This is a genomic window from Burkholderia sp. BCC0506 (genome assembly GCF_902833145.1).
Taxonomy (GTDB): domain Bacteria; phylum Pseudomonadota; class Gammaproteobacteria; order Burkholderiales; family Burkholderiaceae; genus Burkholderia.
Genome location: NZ_CADFEN010000001.1, coordinates 272,501 through 289,214, shown reverse-complemented (window position 1 = coordinate 289,214; position 16,714 = coordinate 272,501). Strand labels below are relative to the sequence as shown.

General features: G+C 65.4%; 17 protein-coding genes. 8 read left to right on the top strand and 9 right to left on the bottom strand.

Going from position 1 to position 16,714, the window contains the following annotated elements; translation table 11 throughout:
* Positions 1–48: 48 nt before the first annotated feature.
* From HWX62_RS01210 to HWX62_RS01195, 4 genes are all read right to left on the bottom strand, one after another.
* Positions 49–498 carry a GNAT family N-acetyltransferase gene (locus HWX62_RS01210; protein ID WP_175930820.1) on the bottom strand — a complete coding sequence of 150 codons (450 nt, stop codon included), beginning with the start codon at positions 496–498 and terminating at the stop codon, positions 49–51.
* Between the two features lie 322 nt (positions 499–820).
* A complete protein-coding gene (locus tag HWX62_RS01205) occupies positions 821–1,225 on the bottom strand; it encodes a hypothetical protein (RefSeq protein WP_175930821.1) in 405 nt (134 codons plus the stop codon).
* A gap of 141 nt (positions 1,226–1,366) precedes the next feature.
* On the bottom strand, positions 1,367–2,605 hold the full coding sequence (locus HWX62_RS01200) for a dicarboxylate/amino acid:cation symporter (RefSeq protein WP_175930822.1): 1,239 nt from the start codon (positions 2,603–2,605) through the stop codon (positions 1,367–1,369).
* Complete coding sequence (locus tag HWX62_RS01195) at positions 2,589–3,251, bottom strand: GntR family transcriptional regulator (protein WP_175930823.1); 663 nt, start codon at positions 3,249–3,251, stop codon at positions 2,589–2,591. The genes HWX62_RS01200 and HWX62_RS01195 overlap by 17 nt, the downstream gene beginning before the upstream one ends.
* 149 nt (positions 3,252–3,400) lie before the next feature.
* Between HWX62_RS01195 and HWX62_RS01190 the strand changes: the two genes are divergently transcribed.
* The 3 genes from HWX62_RS01190 (at position 3,401) to HWX62_RS01180 (ending at position 5,753) form a co-directional block, all read left to right on the top strand.
* Positions 3,401–3,865 carry a GNAT family N-acetyltransferase gene (locus HWX62_RS01190; RefSeq protein WP_175930824.1) on the top strand — a complete coding sequence of 155 codons (465 nt, stop codon included), beginning with the start codon at positions 3,401–3,403 and terminating at the stop codon, positions 3,863–3,865.
* Between the two features lie 71 nt (positions 3,866–3,936).
* Entirely contained in the window at positions 3,937–4,293 is a 357-nt protein-coding gene (locus tag HWX62_RS01185) for a hypothetical protein (RefSeq protein WP_175930825.1), read from the top strand.
* Positions 4,294–4,586: 293 nt separating this feature from the next.
* Entirely contained in the window at positions 4,587–5,753 is a 1,167-nt protein-coding gene (locus HWX62_RS01180; RefSeq protein WP_175930826.1) for a porin, read from the top strand.
* A 33-nt stretch (positions 5,754–5,786) separates the two neighbouring features.
* Here the strand turns inward: HWX62_RS01180 and gcvA are convergent, their stop codons facing one another.
* The gene (gene gcvA / locus HWX62_RS01175) at positions 5,787–6,758 is read right to left on the bottom strand and encodes a transcriptional regulator GcvA (RefSeq protein WP_175930827.1); all 972 of its coding nucleotides are present in this window, start codon (positions 6,756–6,758) and stop codon (positions 5,787–5,789) included.
* Positions 6,759–6,896: 138 nt separating this feature from the next.
* Between gcvA and HWX62_RS01170 the strand changes: the two genes are divergently transcribed.
* Positions 6,897–8,108: an MFS transporter gene (locus HWX62_RS01170; protein ID WP_175930864.1), complete on the top strand. Its 1,212-nt coding sequence runs from the start codon at positions 6,897–6,899 to the stop codon at positions 8,106–8,108.
* Between the two features lie 5 nt (positions 8,109–8,113).
* The gene (locus tag HWX62_RS01165; RefSeq protein ID WP_175930828.1) at positions 8,114–9,010 is read left to right on the top strand and encodes an oxidoreductase; all 897 of its coding nucleotides are present in this window, start codon (positions 8,114–8,116) and stop codon (positions 9,008–9,010) included.
* Positions 9,011–9,145: 135 nt separating this feature from the next.
* Here the strand turns inward: HWX62_RS01165 and HWX62_RS01160 are convergent, their stop codons facing one another.
* Positions 9,146–9,745, bottom strand: a complete 600-nt coding sequence (locus tag HWX62_RS01160; RefSeq protein WP_175930829.1) for a DJ-1/PfpI family protein — start codon at positions 9,743–9,745, stop codon at positions 9,146–9,148.
* Positions 9,746–10,141: 396 nt separating this feature from the next.
* On the opposite strand from HWX62_RS01160, the gene HWX62_RS01155 reads away from it, so the two are divergent.
* On the top strand, positions 10,142–11,299 hold the full coding sequence (locus HWX62_RS01155; protein ID WP_175930830.1) for a DUF4382 domain-containing protein: 1,158 nt from the start codon (positions 10,142–10,144) through the stop codon (positions 11,297–11,299).
* Positions 11,300–11,615: 316 nt separating this feature from the next.
* Here the strand turns inward: HWX62_RS01155 and HWX62_RS01150 are convergent, their stop codons facing one another.
* From HWX62_RS01150 to HWX62_RS01140, 3 genes are read right to left on the bottom strand one after another with little or no spacing between them, the layout of a single operon-like run.
* Positions 11,616–12,077 carry a chromate resistance protein ChrB domain-containing protein gene (locus HWX62_RS01150; protein ID WP_175930831.1) on the bottom strand — a complete coding sequence of 154 codons (462 nt, stop codon included), beginning with the start codon at positions 12,075–12,077 and terminating at the stop codon, positions 11,616–11,618.
* Positions 12,078–12,091: 14 nt separating this feature from the next.
* On the bottom strand, positions 12,092–13,264 hold the full coding sequence (locus tag HWX62_RS01145; RefSeq protein ID WP_175930832.1) for a chromate transporter: 1,173 nt from the start codon (positions 13,262–13,264) through the stop codon (positions 12,092–12,094).
* 19 nt (positions 13,265–13,283) lie between these two features.
* Positions 13,284–14,246, bottom strand: a complete 963-nt coding sequence (locus HWX62_RS01140) for a chromate resistance protein ChrB domain-containing protein (protein ID WP_175930865.1) — start codon at positions 14,244–14,246, stop codon at positions 13,284–13,286.
* Between the two features lie 284 nt (positions 14,247–14,530).
* Between HWX62_RS01140 and HWX62_RS01135 the strand changes: the two genes are divergently transcribed.
* Together HWX62_RS01135 and HWX62_RS01130 are read left to right on the top strand one after the other, a co-directional pair.
* A complete protein-coding gene (locus HWX62_RS01135) occupies positions 14,531–15,265 on the top strand; it encodes a transporter substrate-binding domain-containing protein (protein ID WP_175930833.1) in 735 nt (244 codons plus the stop codon).
* Between the two features lie 653 nt (positions 15,266–15,918).
* On the top strand, positions 15,919–16,701 hold the full coding sequence (locus tag HWX62_RS01130; protein ID WP_175930834.1) for a response regulator transcription factor: 783 nt from the start codon (positions 15,919–15,921) through the stop codon (positions 16,699–16,701).
* The last annotated feature ends 13 nt before the right edge of the window (positions 16,702–16,714 follow it).

Genomic DNA, 16,714 nt, shown 5'->3' with positions numbered 1-16,714 from the left:
ACGCTAATAGGTGTGTGTCGATTTCAACCGGAATGCATCGCGCGAACGCTACGCCGTTGCCGTGCCCGGTTCGCGCCGGTAGTAGATGTCCCATTCCGCTTCGTCGGTGCGCACGAAGCCGTGCCGTTCGTAGAAGCGGTTCGAGTCGCTGCCGCGCAACGCGCCGACGCGAACGGGCATCCGCTGTTCGTCGGCTTCGGCAAGGAGCGCACGCAGCACGGCGGCGCCGATACCGCGCCCCTGATGCGCGGGCACGATATACAGGTGGTCGAGCAACCAGTGATCCGCCATCGGGCGAAGCGTGTAGAAGCCCGCACGCGCATGATCGGCTTCGATGAAACGGCACAGCGCCGGGTCGAACGACGCGAGAAACCGGTCGCGCGCACGCTGCGGATCGAAACGGCCGATGCGCTCGAGGCTGTCGCGCATCGCGGCGATGCGGATCGCGACGAGCGTGTCGGCGTCGGCGTGCGTGACGGGGAGGAAGGCGAGATGCATGGGACGGCGGATTCGTGCGGGAGAAAGGACCCGGCGTAGCGCTGCCGCGCCAGCCGGGCTTCAACGGGGACGTCGACGCGGCACGCCTCGTCCCCGGTCAGCAAGCATGAAGCAAGCGAACCGATGCAATCGGTTCGACGAATAAAAAGCGCTGGCCAGTGATCCGGCCAGCAAAACGGTTCTGGCGATCCGAGGTTGTGTGTGCCAGAACCACATGCATTGAACGGCGTACGCGTGCAGACAGACGGGGCAAGTCAAACGGCCAGATCCCGACAACCGGGACTGTCCCGTCCGAAGCCGCGCACCAAACTGTGATCGCAGTTTAGGCCAGGCTAACCGATCGGATCAGCGGCGCCCGCACGCCCGGACGCGTGAAGACATCGTCAGGCCTCGGCACTTCCCATGTCGCGATCGTCGCGTCGCTCGGAAGATAGTCGGGATCGGCCGACGCGACGCCGACCCACACGCCCTGGGACACCTGCCTGCCATGGAGATAAAAATGCAGCTCCCGGCCACCGCGTTCGCACGTACACCTGATTCTCTCCACCGATTGGCCCAATCTTCTGATCTGTGCGACCTGGTCGCGATCCAGCTCGAACATGGCACTCATCACCCCGTCGCAATCGCCGATGCCAAGCATGTTGCTGTCATCGGTGAAGGTCCACGACGGATGCGGCGTGCCCAGACGCAGCATGAAAAAATCTGCGGACTCTGAACCAATCATCATGTTTCTCCGGCAAAAAATACGTCATTCCACCCACTGAAACTCGACGAGAACGCGTGTCCGTCCGTTCTCGTCGCCCTGCCCGGCGGCTCGAATGGACGGACGCGGCATTGAAACGCGCGGCGTCCGTCGCTTCCGCCCCCCCTACACGCTTGCCTGACGCGTCACGGTTTCCGCGGCGATACTGTCCGAACCGGACAGCCTCACCGCAACGGCCGCGGCCGCCGTGCTCCCATACACGTTGAGAGCGGTTCTTCCCATGTCGAAAAAGGCGTCGACGCCCAACAGCAGCAGCACCGCATCGGCCGGCAACCCGATCGACGTGAGCACGATGGTGATGGCGACGATCGCCCCGGAAGGCACGTTGGCCGCGCCGTCAATGGTGATGATCGTCAAGATCAAGATCGTGATCACCAGCGGCCAGGACCAGGCAAGGTGATAGGCGTCGGCCAGATAGCCGACCGCAAGGGCCGTGTAGAGCACCGCACCGTCGCGATTGAAAATGTAGGCCAGCGGCAGGATCGTCGACGCCACGCCGTAGGGCACGCCCAGTTCAACCAGCTTCTTCAGGTGCAGCGGATAGGTGATTTCGGACGAACGCGTCGTGAAGCCCAGGATCAGCGGTTCCTTGACCTTCCTGAGAACGGCGAGCGGCGATTGACCGGCAACACGAATGACGACGGTGAGGACAACCGCCAGAACCGCCATGCCGATATAGGCCACGCCCAGCAGTTCGATCAGCGAGTGCGCGCCGCTGAAGCCCTTGGCCGACAACAGCTGCGCGATCGCGGCGAAGATCGCGAGCGGCGACCACGCGATCACCCACTGGACCATCTTGAACAACCCCGACAGCAGCGCCTCGAAAACGGCAATCGCGGGCTCGGCACGCTCCGGGGCCGCCGACAGCGCCGCGCCGAAAATCACCCCGAACACCAGCACGGGGAGCGAATTCCCCGCGGCGAGCGCGGCGACGATGTTCGCGGGGATCAGGTCGACGAGGAATTTCGTCCAGTCGATACTGGACGCGAGCGCGGCGGGCATCGATCCGGAGTGCGTCATGCTCGCGCCGAGGCCCGGCCGAAATGCGAAGTTGAGCAGCAAGCCGAGCGACGCGGCCAGGCCGGTCATCACGACGAAGAAGCCGATACTCGACAGCGCGACCTTGCCAAGCCGCTCGCGAAGCCGGCCCGCACGAAAGACGCCGACCGTGACCGACAGGAAGATCAGCGGCATGACGACCATCTTGATCGCGTGGCCGAACATCGCGCTCAGAAAGCCCAGCTTCGCGGCAAAGCCCGGCGCGAACACGCCGCAGGCGGCGCCCAGGACCAGTCCGCCAAGCATTTGCATCGGGAGGGAAAGCCCTTTATTTTTCGTGTTCATGTCGCGCCTTTAGCAGTTTTATCCGTGCCGGCGTGCCGTCAACGATGTGATTCCACATATGCTGACGCGCCAGCTCGCCGTTGTTCGCTTCGATTGCGTGAAAGATGTGCAGGTGCTCGATCGTGCCGCGCCGAACGGTTTCGGCGTCGCCACGCGGAAGTTCGTTCAGGGCCAGGGTTTGGGCCCGCAATAGACCATACGCCGATGAGATCCGGACGTTCCGTGCGGCGGCGAACAACTCTTGATGAAATACCCAGCCAATACGTTGCTCGAGCATGATGTCCATGACGTCCCGGTCAAGCAGTTCCTGCAATTTGGCTGCCGCGTCCCGGAGGCCGGCCGTCGCGCCCGATTTCGCTGCCAGAAACGCTGCCGTGCTCTCCAGGGCCAGCCGCATTTCGAAAATTTCGCGCAGATCGCTCGTGGTCGGCGACGCGACGTAGGTGCCGCTCTTGTCGACGACGACGACCAGCCCTTCGGACTCGAGCAGATGCAATGCGCTGCGCACGGGCATTTGGCCGAAGCCCAGTTCATCCGACAGGCCTCGGTGCGATACTTTCTGCCCGGGCGCAAGGCGGCCGTCAAAGATCCGTGACCGGATCTCCTCGTAGGCAAGCTCTGCATCTGTCGAGACTTTGGACGTCATCTGTGATCGCAGTTGGCGTATGATTGAAAAAGCGTTGCGGATAGGAAATTACCCTTACTGGTAACGCACGGCAACTGCTAATTTTGCGAGTGGGTATACCGAAAGAGAATTGGAAGAAAATCCGCGTCACGAAGAGAGCCGATAATTATATGATTTCAAAAGATGTGCGCTTTACCATCTGTGCCGTCCGTGCGGAAGAAACGTATCCCCTCAGAGCCGCAATCCTGATGGCCGGAGATGAGGAAGGCAGCGCGCTGCACGGAGATCTCGCCCCAACGACAATGCATTTTGCCGTCCGTGACAACGACACGATCGTTGCCGTGGCATCGGTATGTCAAGAAGGACCATCCGGCGTGTCGAACGCCGAGGCCTGGCGCCTGCGCGGCATGGCCGTCCATCCGTCGGTACGCGGCCTGGGATTCGGGCGCCTGCTGGTCAACCTCTCCATTCGCCATGTGCGCGAACGGCGTGGCACGCTGCTCTGGTGCACGGCGCGCGAATCGGCATACAGGTTCTATGAAATGCTCGGCTTCGATCGCGATCCGGTTCCGATTTCAATGCACGGCCGCGACGACATGAAATTCTATCTAATGCAGCGCCGGATCGAACGCTGAGTTTCGTCCATCACTGACGCCCGCTCGCCATCGAGGCCGATATCGAGCGGCAGTCGCAGTGCGGAAACTCCGTGACGCGCGTAAAACCCGCTGCTGCTCAATACAGACAGGCATTAAACAATCGCCTTCTCCGTTTCGATTATCGCAACCGGAAGAAAATGAAACGGCTGCCGAGGACGAACCTCGGCCGTCGATTTTCGGCGATGGCGTTCGGCTTGCCGAACGATCGAATTCGGCCCGGATCGCGCAATCCACGCGACCTGCCTATAAGGGAAATTCCTAGGGCGTCAGGCCATCAAACGAGATTAACTTATATCAAACAAATTTTGACGGGAATTTATGTTCCTGATATGGTTTTTGCACCTGTAAAGAGCAACCGCGCTGCCGTACTGGCGCTCGGCGAAAAGGTGGGGGTACGTCGCCGGTAGCTGAAGCGGACGCTTGGCCGGTCCGCAAGGCAGCGCCGACATTTCCAGCCCGTTTCATGCCGCCGTGGCGGGGTTTGCTCTGTCGGGGGTGCAGGACAGGTCGGGCAGTGCGACCTTCCCTACGCCGAATCATCAGGATCACGAAGTGATCGCATCGGGCACGCCGGTTTGTCGAACATGACGCCGCCCGTTGCGACCAGGACGACGCGCAGGTCGTGCGCCGTCGCCTGCATTCGAATACGACACAAGCCGCTTCAATCCATCCCGAAACCACTCCTGACAGTGAAATGCAGATGAACAACAAGAAGATCAACATCAGCGTTATCGCTGTTGCCGCCTTCGCAGCATCTTCGGCAGCAATGGCACAGTCGTCGGTCACCCTGTACGGCATGCTCGACGCGGGCATCGGCTATACGTCGAACATCAATGGCCACAGCCGGTTCGGCCTCGATGGCGGCGCCTCCGGCTCGAACAAGTGGGGCCTCAGGGGGCAAGAGGACCTCGGCGGCGGCCTCCAGGCGGTATTCAAGATCGAGAATGGCTTCAACATCGCGACAGGCGGCATAGGCGGCCAAGGGCCGATCGGCGCCACGCGTTCGCTGTTCAACCGCCAGGCCTACGTCGGCCTCGCGTCCGATCGGTACGGCGCGCTGCGCATGGGGCGCCAGCTCGACGCCGTGACCGAAATGGTCCAGGTGCTGACGGGCGACGCCATTTCGGCGTCGACCTTCTCGACGCCGGGCGACGTCGACAACAACGACAACACGACGAACCAGAACAATGCCGTGAAGTACATTTCGCCGATCATCAACGGCTTTCAGGCCGAAGGCGCGTACTCGTTCGGCGGCGTTGCGGGTTCAACGGGCTCCGGTCAATCGTGGTCGGCGGCCGCGACCTATGCGCAAGGCGGCCTGACGGTCGCCGGCGGCTACTTTCGTGCGGCCAACCAGGGCGAGAACGGATGGTTGAACGCAACGGCACAACCGAGCTTCGGTGGCGCGCTGGGTTATCCGAGTTCGGGCTACAACGGCGGCAATGCGTTCAAGAGCGCGGGCATCGCGCAAGTCGCAGCGCAATACCAGGTGGGGCCGTACACCGCTGGCCTGCGCTACTCGAACGCCCAGTACAAGGGCAACGATGGCCAGCCGTCGATCCACTTCAACGTGCTCGGCGCGCTCCTGCAGTACCGCGTCACGCCGGCGCTGTCCCTTGCGACCGGTTACACGTACGTCTACGGTTCCGCGGCCACGCCCAAGCAGGCGGCCGAAGGGCGCACGATGGCCTCGATCAACCAGGTGTCGCTGGGCGCGACGTACTCGCTGTCGAAGAGTACCGCGCTGTATGCGATGGGCGCGTACGTCCATGCGAAGGGCGCCCAGGCGTCGGCCGCCGACTTCGGCAACACCTCGTCGGGCGGCAACCAGGTGCAGGTCAACATCGGCATGTTCCACGGCTTCTGATCGTCGACTCGCCGGCCCGGCGTAGCGACCGCGCTACGCCGGCGCCGCGCCGGCCGGCCTGATCGGCGAGCCCGGTGCGCCCTCCCGGCTCGCCATGCCTTCCATCCATCGTTCGAACGCGGACACCGCGGCATCGTCGGCACGATCGGCGTTCGTCACCAGCATGTAGTCGTCGGCACGCCATACGGGCGATGCGACGGGACACACGAGGCGCCCTTCGGCGAGATCGCGTCCGATCAGCGGCAGCGATGCCAGCGCCACGCCGAGCCCCTCGACGGCCGCGCCGAGCTGAAGATTCACGTGATCGAATTCGACGTGGCGCGCGGCCCGCAGATCGGACGCACCGGCTTCCTTCAACCAGTGCGACCAGGCGGCGCGCGTCGTGGCCGAATGCAGCAGCGTGTGATGGCGCAGGTCGGTCACGCTCTGGATCGGATGCTGGCGCAGCACGGCGGGACTGCAGGCCGGCACGCGCAGGTCGGGCATCAACGGGCGCGATACGACGCCCGCGCCGTGTTCGGGACCGGAGCGCACGCCGATATCGAAAGCGTCGGCGACATAGCGCAGCTTGCGCGAGGTCGTCGATACCCTGACGTCGATGTCCGGGTATCGCGAATGGAAATCGGCGAGCCGCGGCAGCAGCCAGCAAAATGCAAAGCTCATCGGCACGTTCACCCGCACGACGCCGGATATCCGGTGCGTGAACGTGTTGTGGCGCAGTCGCACCACCGCGGTACCGAGCCGCTCGAACGCGTGGCTGACGTCATTCAGCAACGCGGCCCCTTCGTCGGTCAACGCAACGCCGCGCGGCCGGCGGTCGAACAACGGCAGGCCGAACCAGTCCTCCAGCAACCTGATCTGTTTTCCGACGGCCCAGTGGGTGACGTGCAGTTCCGCCGCGGCTCCGGCGAAACTGCCGTGCCGCGCGACCGCATCGAAAGCGCGCAGCGCATTGAGCGGGGGCAACTCGCCTCGATGCTTCGCAACCTCCGGGCTTTCGCTCATGACGTGACTTTTTCTCTCCGTTGACGCGATTTTAGCTCAATTGAAATGGCGATCCTGCCGGCCATAAAATTTGCACATCGAGCCTGAAAGCGATACCACGAGCGGTTTTCATGCACCGCTCGCACGGAGCGAATGACGATGCGCCTGCCGGTTTTTTCCCCTTCCGCCATGCAGGAGACTGCGCCGCGCCGACAGCGCGTGCTGTGGCTGTCCTGCCTTGCGCACGCCATGCACGACGGCTATACGGACATGATCTACGCGCTGCTACCCGTGTGGCAGGCGGAATTCGGGCTCGACTTTGCGGCCCTCGCCATCCTGCGCGGCGTCTATGCCGGCACGATGGCGACGCTGCAGCTGTCGGCGGGGCGTCTCGCCCAACGCCTGGGCAGCCGCGCGACCCTCGCGGTCGGCACGCTGCTCGCCGCGCTCGGCTATGCGCTCGCGGGCGTGTCGGGTGGCCTGCTCGGCCTGGGCGTCGCGCTGGCGATTTCAGGCGGCGGATCCAGCACGCAGCATCCGATCGCATCGGGCGCCGTCTCCCGCCTCTACGGGCGCGACGCGCGAGGCCCGCTGAGCATCTACAACTTTTCCGGCGATCTCGGGAAATCCGCGCTGCCGGCCGCCATCTCGCTGCTCGTCACGATGATGCCGTGGCGTCACGCGCTGTGGGTCGTCGCCGGACTGGGCTGCGTCGTGGCCGCCGCCATCGCGCTGTGGTTTCCCGTGGTGCCACGCGCCGCCGCCGGCAAGACGACGGCAAACGCGCACGCGTGCGCCCACCGTGGCGCCGGAGCAGGCGGATTCCCCGCGCTGTTTTCCATCGGCGTGCTCGATACGGCCGTCCGCATGGGACTGCTGACCTTTCTGCCTTTCCTGCTGAAGGCGAAGGGCGTCTCGCCGCAATTGCTGGGAACGGCCCTTGCGCTCGTTTTCATTGGCGGTGCGGCCGGCAAATTCCTGTGCGGCTGGCTCGGCGCGCGCATGGGTATGGTCCGGACGGTGCTGCTCACGGAAGGGGGTACCGCCGCGTGCATCATCGCGGTAATGTATCTCCCGTTGTCGCTGACGATGGTGCTGCTGCCGATCCTGGGCATGATGCTCAACGGCACGTCGTCGGTGCTGTACGGAACCGTGCCGGAGATGTCCGCGCCCGAGCGCACCGAGCGCGCGTTCGCGATCTTCTACACGGGGACGATCGCATCGGGCGCGATATCGCCCGTTCTCTACGGTTTCCTCGGCGACAGGATCGGTGTGCATGGCGCCACGTATGCGACCGCCTTGACCGCCCTCGCGATTTTTCCGCTCGCCCTCGCACTGCGCCCGCATCTGGCAGACGACTCCACTGGATGAACACCATGACGAAATCCGACTACCCGAGCGTCGCCCTCGTCGGTCCCGGCGCGATCGGCACGACCGTCGCCGCGGCCCTTCATGAAGCCGGCCGCACGCCGGCGATGTGCGGCCGCTCGGCGCACGCGCAACTGAAGCTGCGCTTCGACGGCGGCGAGATCGTCGTGCCCGGGCCCGTGCTGACCGATCCGCAAGCGGTCAGCGAAAAGGTCGATCTCGTGTTCGTTGCGGTCAAGTCGACGCAGACGGCGAGCGCGGCACCCTGGGTCGCCGCGCTGTGCGATGCGCATACCGTCGTCTGCGTGCTGCAAAACGGCGTCGAGCAGCAAGCCGCGTTCGCGCCGTATGCGGCCGGCGCCACGGTCGTGCCGTCGGTCGTCTGGTTTCCCGCGCAACGCGAATCGGGCGCGTCGGTGTGGCTGCGGGGCAAGCCTCGGCTCACCCTGCCCGATACGCCGGCGAGCCACGTGGTGGTGTCGGCTTTGCGCGGCACGCGCTGCGCGCCCGAGGTGGCGGACGATTTCATCTCGCTCGCGTGGCGCAAGCTGTTGCAGAACGCGGTTGCCGGGCTCATGGTGCTGACCGGTCGCCGCGCCGGCATGTTCTCGCGACGCGATATCACCGAACTGTCGCTCGCGTACCTGCGGGAATGTCTGGCGGTCGCGCGTGCGGAGGGCGCGAAGCTGGGCGATGAAGTGCCGCAGGAAATCATCGATGGATTCCATGGCTTTCCGCCCGATCTGGGTACGTCGATTCTTGCCGACCGGCAGGACAACCGTCCGCTCGAATGGGACTGCCGGAATGGCGTCGTGCAGCGATACGGACGAACGCACGGCATTCCGACGCCGATCAGCGATCTGGTCGTGCCGCTTCTCGCGGCGGCGAGCGATGGGCCGGGCTGACAGCGACGCATGCGCCATTCCGCCCGATGAGTGTGAATCCGCGCTGGAGGCGACGCCGGCGAGCAATGCCACCGAAGCCGGCCCGCTCGCCGATCCCGGCCCGCTGCGACGAGAGCTGCGCCGTTTCCCGTCGGACTACGGCATGTACGGCTTGATGTTCGTCAGCGCGCGGGAAACATACTCGTCCTTCTCGCCGACCGGCGCGACGTAGTGCAGCGCGCTGCGCGCGGCGTCCTCGCCTTCGAGGCGCGCGATGAGCCATGCGGCCAGATACTGCGAAGCAAAGCAGCCCCCCGCGGTGGCGACGTTGCCTCGAGCGAAGAAGGGCTGATCCAGGACGTCGACGCCGGCCTCGATCACCCAGGGCTTCGTCGTGAGATCGGTGCAGGCCGGGATGGTGCCGAGCAAGCCGAGCTTCGCCAGGACCAGCGTGCCCGAACATTGCGCGCCGATGAGCTGCCGGGCAGGATCGAACTGGAGCTGCGCCATCAGCGCCGCGTCGTTGACGACCTCCCGCGTTTGCGTGCCGCTCCCGACGATGACGGCATCGGCCGTGCACGCGTCCGCCAACGTCGACTGCGCCTGCACGGTTACCCCGTTCATCGAGGTGACGGAGGGCGTCGGGCAACAGAGGGTGACCCGCCAGCCGGGCTTCCTGATTCGATTGAGCACGCCGAGCGCAATGAGGGAGTCGAGCTCGTTGAAGCCCTGGAAGGTCACGATTGCGATGTGCATGGGGATACCTGTCTCCGGTCAGTCGGGGCATCTTGCCAGATTGCCGTCACGAGCGGCTCTACTTTGCCGACAACTCAGTGTTACAGCCGGCAAGCCTCCTGCTTTCATGGTCAACGTCATGCCGATCATGCAGGCATACCCGCGGGCGGAAGACGTCGAGATGCAACCCTGCGCCCAAAGCGGCGCTAAACGTATGACAAAAGCGCTTGCTGCCGCGCCGCACGAAGCACTCGCCTTCGCCACCCGCCCGGCATGCTCCGACGCGAGACTCATCCCGGTAAAAACCGACCGATCTAACAGAATGTTACGGTTCGTTTCAAAGATGCCCAGATAGTGAGCCGCGGTCGAGCTATTCTCCCGTCACCCACGATAACGATCCCAATTGGGGGGTGACATATGAACAATCTCATCAAGAGCGCCCTGTGCGCGGCCTTCGTCCCATTCGTCCTCGCCGGTTGCGGCGGCGGCGACGACGGCGGCGGCACGCAAACCGGTACGCTGCACGTCGCGATGACGGATGCGCCATCCTGCGGTTTCGATCATGTGTACGTCACCGTCTCGCAAGTCCGCGTCAATGCAAACGCGAACGCCGCCGACAACGATGCCGGCTGGTCGACCGTTTCCCTCGCGACGCCGCAGAAGATCGACCTGCTGTCGCTGACCAACGGCGTGCTCGCCGATCTCGGCCAGACCGCGCTGCCCGCCGGCCAGTATCAGCAAGTCCGCCTGGTGCTCGCGCAGAATCAAGGCAACACCCTCGCGAACTCGGTCGTCCCGACCGGCGGCACCGAACAGGCGCTCGCCACGCCGAGCGCGACGCAAAGCGGCTACAAGATCATCCAGCCGTTCACGGTCCAGCCCAACACGCTCGTCGATCTCGTGCTCGACTTCAACGCATGCAAGTCGATCGTCCAGCGCGGCAACGGCTCGTATGCGCTGAAACCCGTCGTCACCGCGGTCCCGACCGTCGTGAGCGGCGCGATCTCCGGTTACGTCGCATCCGCCGAAGCCGGCGCGACCGTCTATGCCGAACAAGGCGGCAAGGTCGTCCGCGGCACGGTGGCCGACAGTTCCGGCAAGTTCGTGCTGTCGCCGCTGATCCAGAGTTCGACGCAGGGCAATTACGATGTCGTGATCGTGCAGAACAACTTCGCATCGGGCATCGTCCGCTCGGTTCCGGTCGTCGTGAACACGACCACGGCGGTGTCGGCGTCGAACGCGCCGATCACGCTGCCGGCCTCGACGATGAGCACCGTCGGCGGTACGGTGACGGCGAGCGCGAACGCCTTCGTGCGTGCGCTGCAGACGATCGATGCGAACGCCTACGAGATCACGTCGATCAACGCGAACATGGACACCGGCGCCTATTCGCTGTCGGTGCCCACTGCCGCACCGATCGTCGGCACCTACTCGGGTTCGCTGCCGGTCGCGCTGGCCGCGGCGCCGGCTGCCGCGGGCCAATATACGATCGAGGCCGACGCGGCGTCGGGCGCGACCCAATCGGCGAACGTCAACGCAACGACCAGTCAGTCCAACGTCAACTTCAGTTTCTGACGAACTGACGGCATCATCGAAAGGGCCGTTCGGCCCTTTCCTTCCAACGGGAGAACGAAGTGAAAAAAGGGGTTATCGCATTGCTCGCAGCGGCGAGCTTGGTGGGTGCGCTCGGCGGGTGCGTCGCCTATGTCCCTGGCGCGCCGGTCGTGGTCGCACCGCAGGGCGGGCCGGGCAATGGATTCTGTCCGCCGGGGCAGGCCAAGAAAGGCAACTGTTGAGGCAACGCCCGCGCATCGCGGGCTTTTTTTCATCCATCGAGCGGGCAAACCGGCGGCCGCGCCGGACGTCCGCATGAACCGCGCTCCGCGGCTCGTCACTGCGCCATTCTCGGCGGCCACGCATGGCCTTCGGCCTGACAATGCCTGCACCACGCATACAGCGCGTCGTACATGACCAGACCATGCTCGAGCATCTCGCGATCGTCGGAAAACATGTCCGACAGTCCAAGCGAAATCGCATACAGCCCGCTCGACTGCGGCGTCAGGTCGAGCCGCGACGTATCCGCGCCGCGGATGATGCGGGCCATGTGCTGCAACGCGTGATCGTCGGCCAGACCGTATTTGTCGAGAAACGCATCGAAGCTGCAATGCTCGCCGACGTGCGTCAGCTCCACGTCCGGAATGTCGTACGGAATCGCACCGGTCTCGTTCGCGATCCGCAGCACGTCGCCCGGCGGGACGTACAGAAACTCGGGCGTCTCGTCGATGAAACGGGCAATGAGCCAGGGGCACGCCACCCGGTCGATCTTCGGACGTTGTCGCGTAATCCATTGCATGGCGGCCTCCGTGGTCAATGATGCAGCAGCGGATACACGATCAGGCCCATCACCGCGGCGCCGCCCACGATCACCGGCTCCGACAGCTTCTTGAACCTGACCAGCAGCACGATCGTCGCGAGCGCCATCAACGCGGTGGGCACATCGACGATCGAACGTCGGGCCAGCACGATCACCGACCCCGTGATCGCGCCGACGGCCGCGGCCGTCACGCCATCGACGAATGCCAGAATCGCCGGCAGCCGGCCGTACTTCTTGAAGTACGGCGCCGGCAACACGGTAAACAGATAGCACGGCAGGAACGTGCCGGCCGCCGCCACGCACGCGCCGGGCAGCCCCGCCACCAGATAGCCGATGAAGCCCACCGTGATGACGACCGGGCCGGGCGTGATCATCGCGACGGCGACGGCGTCGACGAACTGCTTCTCGTTGAGCCACTGGTGCTCGGTGACCACGCCGCCATACAGGAACGGCACGATGGCGAGCCCCGAGCCGAACACGAACGCGCCGGCCTTCGCGAAGAAAACGGCGAGTTGCGCGAGCTGCGGCCAGTCGACGATACCGAGCCAGGCGCCGGTCGCGGACACGGGCAACGCCACCGCCGCATTGACGCGGCGCTGGCGTAGCCACCTGGGCGGCGCGCGCGTGAACCAGACGAGCAGGCCGGCCGCGAGAAACAGCCACGCCACTTCCGATTCGGTGATCACCGTCACGGCCACCAGCACGAGATAGATCGCCCACAGCAGCTTGTCGCGACCGATGCTTTTCGCGGTCAGCTTGCGCGCGCTGATCGCGATGATGCCGATCACCGCCGCGCCGACACCGTAGAACACCGACTGCATCCACGTCAGGCCGCCGAACCGCATGTATGCGTAGCCGAGCAGCACCACCATCAGGAACGACGGCAGCACGAACGCGATCCCGACCATCGTGGCGCCGACGATGCGGTAGTGCACGTAGCCGAGATAGATCGCCAGTTGCGCGGCAAGCGGGCCCGGTGCGAGTTGCGCGAGCGCCAGGCCTTCCTTGTAGTCCGCGTCCGCGATCCATCGGCGCGTGTCCACGAGGTCCCGGTGCATGTAGCCGGCGAGCGCGACCGGCCCGCCGAAACCCGTCGCGCCGAGCCACGCGAAGTATCTGGTCAGTTGCCACAGCGTATAGGCCGGGCGGTCGCGATGTGTAGTCATGTCGAGGCGCGCAGAAAGGTCAGGGTTTTCGATTGCCACGGAAATGTACGTACAACGAATCGAGTACCGCGCCGATCTCGGCCAGCAGCGCGTCGTCGTCGGCCACGCGCTTTCGGGCGCCCGCGAGAATGGCCTCGAATCCGCCGGCTTCCGGCAGGGTGGCGCCGCCGACATCCAGTGCATGCACCATGGCCCCCAGCCGGACGAGCCCTTCGTTGTCGCCGAGGCCGAAGCTCGCGACCAGCACCTCGAACGACACGCGATCGCCCACATGCGTGAACGGAGCGCCGTCGAAATCGAAGCCCAGTGCGTCGGCCGGACAATCGGCGAGGTTGTCCAGCCACACGAAGCGCGCATGCGGATCGATGAAACGCCGAATCAGCCATGCGCTGGCGACGCGATCCACCCACAGGTGACGGCGCGTCGCCCACAGCCTTCCCTGATATTGCGCAGGGTCGCGGCGCGGGATGCCGCGCTGGGCGGCATGCGGCTCGCCGGGAGAGCGCAACGCTTCGATCGCGGCGGTGAAATCCCGCCATTGCGCATGTGCGCGCAGCGACGTTTCGCCGGGAAAGAAGTCGATGCTCCGAATCGCCTCGTACGTGCGAGCGTGGCGGCGTTGCACGCGATTGAGATCGGCTGCCGCCAGTTCGGGCAGCGTCTTGCGAGCCTCCGAAAGCTCGGCAAGCCAGCCCGTGTAATCGGCCGCGCGATCGAACAGCGCCTTGTACGCGTCTTCGTCCGCGGGGTCGTCCGCACGGACATCCAGCAACCACGCCTGCCCCTCGCCGTTACGGGCCTCGTCGGCGAGCTCACGCAACTGCGCCGCCTGCTCGGCATGCGCGGGCAACAGGTAGGCGCCGTCCCGCAGTGCGCCGCAGCCAAGCGCCTTGACGGTACGCCAGATGCGCATGCGCGCGGTCGCGCCGGCAGTCGGCAGACTGACGATCAACAGGAGCCACGAAGTCGGGACGGGATTCATGACGGCAGCATAATGGGCCGTCGCGAAAGCTGCAATTCTGTAGAGATCGCTACGAACTCGTGTCTGATCCCTGAAATGCCGTGCGCCGGCATGCTTTCGCTCCAGCGTCGCGGGCGATCGTCGATGCAACCGCGCCGTCGGCGTTCGCCGACCCGCTCCGTCTCCATCGCGCGCCGTGCGCGCCGCGATACGCTACGCCCGGCGTTCGGGTGATAAGCTCGACATCGACGCACCGTCGCGCATCCCGTCACCCGACCGACCCTACGCCTCCCGCGAGTCCGCTCATGCCCATCGCTCCCGCTGTCGTCTCCGCCTTCACGCCCACCGGCAAGCTCCGCGCCTCGATCAACCTCGGCAATCCGATCCTCGCGAACCGCGACCCGGCAACGGGCGAACCGTTCGGCGTATCGATCGACCTCGCCCGTGCGTTCGCCGAGCGCCTGTCGGCCGACCTCGAACTCGTGGTGTTCGACACCGCCGGCCAATCGGTGCAGGCGCTGACCGACGAGCGCGCCGATTTCGGCTTCTTCGCGGTCGATCCGCTGCGCGGCGAAACGGTCGCGTTCACCGCGCCGTACGTGCTGATCGAAGGCTTCTATCTCGTGCCGGACGCATCGTCGATCCGCACCAACGCGGACGTCGACCAGCCGCACAACCGCGTGGCCGTCGGCAAGGGCAGCGCCTACGACCTGTTTCTCACCCGCGAACTGAAGGCCGCGCAGATCGTGCGCGCACCGACGTCGCAGGCGGTCGTACCGACGTTCGTCGAACAGCGGCTCGAAGTGGCGGCCGGCGTGAAGCAGCAGCTCGAAGCCGACGCCGCGAAAACGCCCGGCCTGCGCCTGCTCGACGCGCGCTTCATGGTGATCCGGCAGGCGATGGGCGTGCCGAAGAGCCGCGGCGCCGCGGCCGCGGCGACACTGGCCGCATTCGTCGAGGACATGAAGGCGTCGGGCTTCGTCGCCGATTCGCTGCGCCGGCACGGCATCGCGGGCGCATCGGTCGCGCCGGCCGCCTGATCGGCCCGTTGCCGCCGGTCACGGGCAGGTGATCGGCGAGCGCGTTGCCGCGACGACGATTCAACGTCTGTCGTCGCATGACAAACCCTGACCCTTGTGCGAAAATCCGCCGACACTTGGGTTCCCGCCCATTGTCACGCCAGCAGCGACCGTATCGCCGAATCGGAAAAAATTGCGCACGGCATGACCGAGGAGCGCACCGATATTCGCTGCGCGACACGCACCGCGCCACGCGGCCGACCCAAGCACGATCGAAACACCCGCAGCCTGACGAGGGCATGGCAACCATGAGCATCCTGATGCTGAGAGCCCGGCAGAACGCCCTTAAACATGCTCGACATTTACCTCAATTAGCCCTTCCACGCGCGCCCTGCTCCGGCGCCGTTCGACATCGGATCCCGAACGCGAAGGCTCACCGCAGATGGCCATGACTGCGTAGCGCGCTCGCCGCAGCAGGGCGCGCGCGGATCGCGCGGTTCGATGTTTTCTCCCCGGGTGCGCAGAACCCATGGCGCGCCCGTTCCCCTGCCTCGCCCGGCCCCGGCCGGCGTGCGTCCATCGGTCTGGCGCCGGCACGCGCGCGGCCGCGACCAAGGACGAAATGACGACGTGTGCGGTGCCGCCCACGTGCTTGTGACAAGGATGACGCCCCGATGCGTGTGCTGATAGTCGAAGATGATCCCGTTCATGCGAGCGCCGCGGCGCGCGTCGTGGCACCGCTTGGACACGAGGTGGTGGAAGTGCATGACGGCGCGTCGGCGCAAGGACTGTTGCGCGCGCAGCCGTTCGACCTCGTGATCCTGGACTGGCTGCTGCCCGCGATGAGCGGCTTCGAAGTGCTGTACTGGATTCGCCGCACGCTCGGCACGTCGCCCGCCGTGCTGTTCGTGACGAGCAAGGCGCTCGAAGACGACATCGTGCTGGCGATGGATGCCGGCGCCGACGACTACGTGACGAAGCCGTTTCGCGCCGGCGAACTCGCGAGCCGCGTGAACGCGCTGCTGAAGCGCTCGGCGCGCGATACCGACCGCCCCGGCCTGATCCGCGCCGGCGACTACGTGCTGAACCCGCGCGAGCGCACGATCCTGTTGCGCGGCGCGCCGATCAGGCTCACGCCGAAGGAATTCGACCTTGCCGAACTCTTCTTCGGCAACCTCGGCAAGCTGCTGTCGCGCAAGCTGGTGTGCATGAGCACGTGGGGGCGCGAGCTCGATCCGGAGTCCCGCACGCTCGACACCCACATTTACCGGATACGGCAAAAGCTCGCGCTCGGGCCCGAGAACGGGTTGCGCCTGAGCTCCGTCTACACGCACGGCTATCGCCTCGAAGCCGTGCCGTCGGGCCGCGATCGCGACAACGCGTCAGCCCAACGCAGTCCGCTCGCGCGGCCTGTGTCGCCGCCTCCGCTGGCGGCTGCCGGACTCGAGTGTGAGTAAGGGCGCCGTCGAC